Source organism: Flavihumibacter sp. CACIAM 22H1, assembly GCF_001601815.1.
Taxonomy (GTDB): Bacteria; Bacteroidota; Bacteroidia; order Chitinophagales; family Chitinophagaceae; genus Flavihumibacter.
The window spans coordinates 1-5,390 of record NZ_LUKG01000055.1 but is presented as its reverse complement, the minus strand read 5'-3'; the positions used below and the strand labels follow the sequence as shown (position 1 = coordinate 5,390).

Sequence of the window (5,390 nt, the reverse complement as noted above, 5' to 3'; positions counted from 1 at the left end):
CTTTGATTTTTTTATTCCATACGGCAGGTGACGAACCGGTTCAAACCTTGGATCAACAATTTTTAGAATGGCGATATCAGTATGATCGTTGACATGGAGGGTTTTTGCTTTAAAATATTCTCCCCGGGTATTTACAATATAAATGGAATCAGCTTTTGCCACCACATGAGCGGAGGTTACCAGGAACCCTTTTCCATCAATTAAAAAACCGGTACCACCGAATTTTCCAGGAATAGCCGGGCGGTTAGATGGCGTGTGTTTTAGCGTGTTGATCTCGTTCTGCGCCTGTTTTTGACTTATCTTAACCGTGTTGATTTCTTTTTTCAACTGGGCAATTTCGGAAGGATTGCTTTTGGGCGTAAGATAGGTAACCAGGCCGGAGATGGCCAGGGCGGTAATGCCTGCAATGGACGCTGCAAGCGTCAGCACTTTTTTATATTTATGCACCAATGAAACTACTTTAACCGCTGGCGTGGCGGGCTTAATAGCACCGGAATTCAATAAGTTATTGTGTACTTCCTGCAGCGATGCCTTGAACTGCCTGGTATCTCCAAACTCCTTCATCTGGTGAAGGAAATGCTGCTGTTCAACCACTAATTGGTCGATATCAGGGTTAGAACCACGCAATTGTTCGAATTGCGTCCGCTCTTCCTGGCTCATTTCGTGGTTCAGGTAACGTTCTATTGCTTCCAATAATTGCAAATCCTCTCTCATACATCCAGGGTTTTATAGTGGGCAAAGAATATTTTTTTCAACCGGGTAAGGCATTTATACTTCTGTGTTTTTGCATTATCGGCATTGGTATAACCAAATGCACTGGCAATTTCAACCATGGTCTTTTTTTGCAGGTAAAATGCATCCAGGAGACTTCTACATGGCTCACCCAGGCTGTTCATTGCTTTTTCCATCTGATGAAATGCATGATTTTGCTGCTCATGTTGCTCCATATCTTCCTCTACAGAAATCCAGGCATTTTCACCATCGAGTTCGGGTACAAATTTTTGAATCTGACTTAATCTCTTGAGCCATAACCTTCTACATACTGAATATATATATGTTTTAAGTTGACAGCTCAGCTCAAATTGCCCCGATTTTGCCTTTTCGTACAATACTACCATCGCTTCCTGGAAAATATCGCGGGCATCATCTGCAGAACCATTATTATTAATGATCATCGTCTGGATCATTCCATAATGTTCCTTATAGATGGTAGTTGTTGCCTGCCGATCGTTCCTGGCCAAACCTTCCAATAAAGCTTTTTCTATCGGGTCAAAAGTCACAGTTCCTCATTTAATACTCAAAATAACAAATAGTAACCCTGAAAAAAATCTTGATTTTTTTTTAAAACAGCAGGTTACCTTTTTCTAATTCACGTATAAATGTCAAATCATTCATTCAAAAACAAAACGAAGAACTAATGAAAAAGCTCCTGTTCGTACTGGCTATCGCTGCTTTCGCTGCTTGTAACAATGCTGCTGAAACTTCTACTGAAGCTGCTGAAGCTACAATTGATTCTACTGTAGCAAATGTTGAAGCTGCTGCTGACAGCGCAAAAGCTTCTATCGATTCTACTGCTTCTGCAGTAACTGATAGCGCTAAAGCCGCCGTTGATTCTCTGAAAAAATAAGAATTTTTATATGGCAAGCAATCGTTAGAGGCCGTCCTGTTCTCAGGATGGCATTCTTTAACAGATTGCAAAAGAGGTCGTTACCAATTGGTATCGACCTTTTTTTATATTAGTAATTATACCATTCGGAAACTTTTCGGTAAAAAATTGGAGATCTACGTGCACTTGTCTGAAAATGTACTAAATGTTATAATTTAATGGTTTTTGGGTAGTTTATATAGAATATATTATTTAGTTTGTCGTTGTTTAGTAATCCAGATCCTTTGTCCAAAAATGTCCACTTATGAAAACAACTGTACTTACCGGCAGCACTGCTTGCTGTTTCAAAGACCTTTTCTCCCCGTCATTTAACCGAAAAATAGGCGCTTTTTCTGATCGGTATACTTAGCTGATAGCTGGTATCCGATTCTTTCTATCCTTTAATCCTCTAACTATGAAAAAGCTACTATTTCTGTTAGCTGTTCAATTAATTTGGATAGCACAGGTGAATGCACAAATTACCACTGCCGCTTTTAAAGCCAGTTTTGGAGTGGACGGAGAATTAAGATCTTCATTTCTTGGAACAGCTCCGGCTCCCTCAACCCTGGCACATGATTGGTTTAGCAATTCAAACACCGGCACACAACGATTTGTGATCGATACTTCGGGTGCGTCCTATATGGTAAGTCGGTATGCAACGGATATCGCTTTCCGCCGCCTCCCGTTTTTTCGCACAATGCGTTACCCGGCATTTAGTATCCTGGATAACCGTCGGTTGATCGATGCAGTGTATATCCGGGATTACCATGGATCCGATTCCACGGTATTTGCTATGTCGAATAAAAACGGGGGCAGTCCGGGTAACTGGACCGGAGCAATTGACGGTAATATTCCCCAAAAGAACGATATCCTGGATATTATGGTTCACGTACGGAGAGCGGGTAGTTCCAGTTTTCATACTGTGGCCGACTCCTTATTCTTTATAGGAGGTATTGCCATTGATGCCACTTCCGGTAGTCGTTATTTCGATTTCGAATTGTACCAAACCAATATATTTTACAACCGGTCTACCCAGCGGTTTACGGGTTTTGGACCGGATGCTGGCCATACAAGCTGGCAGTTTGACCCTGGTACCGGGGCCGTAACAATTCCAGGGGATGTAATCTTTTCTGCTGAATTTGGCGGAAGTGGTTTGCAGGACCTGGTGGCCCGTATTTGGGTACATCGGGATGCCCTGCTCATTAACAGTCCAAATTTTAATTGGGACGGAACTTTTGACGGAGTAAATTCTGGCGCCACATACGGGTATGCAGGTATCCGGCCTAAAACGGGAAACTATTTTTATACCGGCCTGCAGAATAATATAGCCACCTGGGGCGGCCCTTTCAAAGTGATCAGAAGAGATGATTCTATACAGGATACCTATGATGCAAATCAGTTCCTGGAGTTCTCTGTAAATATGGGTACCCTGGGCTTAGACCCCATTAACCTATTGGGGGGAGGAAGCCAATGTGATATTCCATTTAGACGTATATTAGTGAAAACCAGATCTTCTGCATCATTTACCGCTGAATTAAAAGACTTTATTGGGCCCTTTGATTTTTTCAATTTTGAATCTACTGATGCCTATGCCGATGTGCCCATGATTTGTGGGGACGAAACCGTCAGTACCCTTAGTGTAATCAATCCCCTGCCTTCTTCCGTATACACCTGGTACAGTCCGGATGGAAACATTGTTGGGGATACTGTGGGTGTTAGCATAACTGTTGATCAACCAGGTTCTTATATCGTTCGTCAACAATTATTAAATGGGTGTAATGTTTATTCTCAGGACACGGTGCAGGTCCTGGAAACGCCTGGTTGCGGCGTACTTCCGATGGTTCGGAATAATCTAAAAGGCGCCTTAGTTGGTTCATCCGCGAAATTGGATATAGGATTGTCGCCCAATGAAACCATCCGAGAAATGGTACTGGAGCGAGCTTCTGATGGTAAAAATTTTGATGAAATTAAAAGATTGAATAGTAGTAAATTGTCAGGATATGTTGAATATAAAATAACTGATGATTTATATAATTTAAATAGTTCTTCTGTATATTACCGGATTAAAATCATCCGTACGGATGGTTCCACTGGCTATTCAAATACCATTCGTCTTTCGTTATCGGAAAAAATCAAGGATGGTTTTGTTATTCTCCCTAACCCGGTTCGTACATCTACGAAGCTTACGATCGTAGTTTCAAAAAATCAATTGGGTACAATTAAAATTTTTAACACAGTTGGTGCGTTAATGAAATCGAACCCGGTTTACCTGGTGGCTGGAACCAATACGATTGAGTTAGATGATTTTGAACAGTGGAGTAACGGAATGTATCATGTTCAGGTCCAGGCGGACGGAAAGCTTATGACTCAGAAGATGGTTTTGAGTCGCAAAAAATAGACCCATCGAAATCCAAACTATGTTTTACGCCAAGTTTTTAAAACCAATGGTGGCTGCTTGCGGGTGCCTGCTTATTTCGCAACTATCCATTTGCCAGGATGCTCACAGTTCGGCCGTTAATACTGCCGGTGGCAGTTTTAGCAATGATAAAATGGTTATTGAATGGAGTGTTGGTGAATTGGTTCGAATCGACACCCGCCTTTCTGAAAACAAAGCCCTGTTGGTGACGCAGGGTTTATTGCAGCCCGATCTTGGCAGGCAGCTGATCCTTGCAACAGACCCTTCTTTTGCCCCGGGTGAAATCAAAATTCTACCGAACCCCGTGCGTTCCTTATTGCAGGTGCAGATTTCCGGAAGACAGGCCGGCTATATGCGTTGTATGTTATATGACGAGCGTGGTGTGCGCCTTACCCAATCTGGCTTTCATTATTATGGATATGGGTATACGCAAACCATTAATATGACAAAACTAGCCGGAGGAAATTATTTCTTATATGTTGAACTCGAACCTGTAACCGGAAACCAGGTCAAAAAAGGATCTTATAAAATAATCAAGCTCAATTAACCCAATAACCGAAAAATCCAATTCCATGATAAAACAAGTTATGCCATTTATGGTAGGCCTGTTTTTGTGCAGTTCCCTGATGGCACAGGTGCCAAAACAGATTAATTACCAGGGTATTGCCAGAAACAATTACGGCACAGCCTTATCCAATCAAACCATTACCCTGCGTCTGACCATTCGGGATGCAAGTGCTTCCGGAGCTATTTTGTACCAGGAAACAAGGTCGGTAACCACCAACCAATTTGGGCTTTTTTCTACTGCTATTGGTGGAGAAGGGGCCAGTTCCGTTTCTGGATCTTTAACGGGGGTTAGTTGGTCGGCATCAACCAATAAGTTCCTGCAGGTGGAAATGGACCCTAAAGGTGGTACTCAATTTACTTCACTCGGTACCAGCCCCTTAACAAGTGTTCCCTTCGCGTTCCGCGCTGATTCTGCCAACCCGGTTGGAGCAGCGGGTGGTGATTTAGCAGGAAATTTCCCCAATCCTAGTATTAAAGACGGAGCGGTGACAGGTGCAAAAATTGCTGCCGGTACTATTACTGCCGATAAACTGGCTGCTGGAGTAATTCCCAGCGCTCTTCCAATAAATGGTACAGCGGGTGGTGATCTGACAGGTACCTACCCCAATCCCACTATTTCCACCAATGCAATTACTACTGATAAAGTAGCAGACGGCGCTATTACGGCGGCCAAACTGGCCCCGGGGGTAATTCCCAGTTCGTTGCCTGTAAGTGGCACAGCGGGTGGTGATCTGTCTGGTACTTATCCCAACCCCACGATTG

General features: G+C 42.9%; 6 protein-coding genes. 4 read left to right on the top strand and 2 right to left on the bottom strand.

What is annotated here, in order from left to right:
* Positions 1 to 714, bottom strand: a 714-nt coding sequence (locus A1D16_RS14485) for a serine protease (protein WP_290710740.1), incomplete at its 3' end; no start/stop codon positions are given.
* Positions 711 to 1,280, bottom strand: coding sequence for a sigma-70 family RNA polymerase sigma factor (locus A1D16_RS14480; protein WP_290710738.1), 570 nt, complete (start codon positions 1,278 to 1,280; stop codon positions 711 to 713). The genes A1D16_RS14480 and A1D16_RS14485, both read right to left, overlap by 4 nt.
* 137 nt (positions 1,281 to 1,417) lie before the next feature.
* On the opposite strand from A1D16_RS14480, the gene A1D16_RS14475 reads away from it, so the two are divergent.
* The 4 genes from A1D16_RS14475 to A1D16_RS14460 form a co-directional block, all read left to right on the top strand.
* Entirely contained in the window at positions 1,418 to 1,627 is a 210-nt protein-coding gene (locus A1D16_RS14475) for a hypothetical protein (RefSeq protein ID WP_290710736.1), read from the top strand.
* A gap of 433 nt (positions 1,628 to 2,060) precedes the next feature.
* Positions 2,061 to 4,043, top strand: coding sequence for a T9SS type A sorting domain-containing protein (locus tag A1D16_RS14470; RefSeq protein ID WP_290710733.1), 1,983 nt, complete (start codon positions 2,061 to 2,063; stop codon positions 4,041 to 4,043).
* 19 nt (positions 4,044 to 4,062) lie between these two features.
* On the top strand, positions 4,063 to 4,608 hold the full coding sequence (locus A1D16_RS14465) for a hypothetical protein (RefSeq protein WP_290710731.1): 546 nt from the start codon (positions 4,063 to 4,065) through the stop codon (positions 4,606 to 4,608).
* A gap of 25 nt (positions 4,609 to 4,633) precedes the next feature.
* The coding region (locus A1D16_RS14460; protein WP_290710729.1) for a hypothetical protein at positions 4,634 to 5,390 on the top strand (757 nt) is incomplete at its 3' end.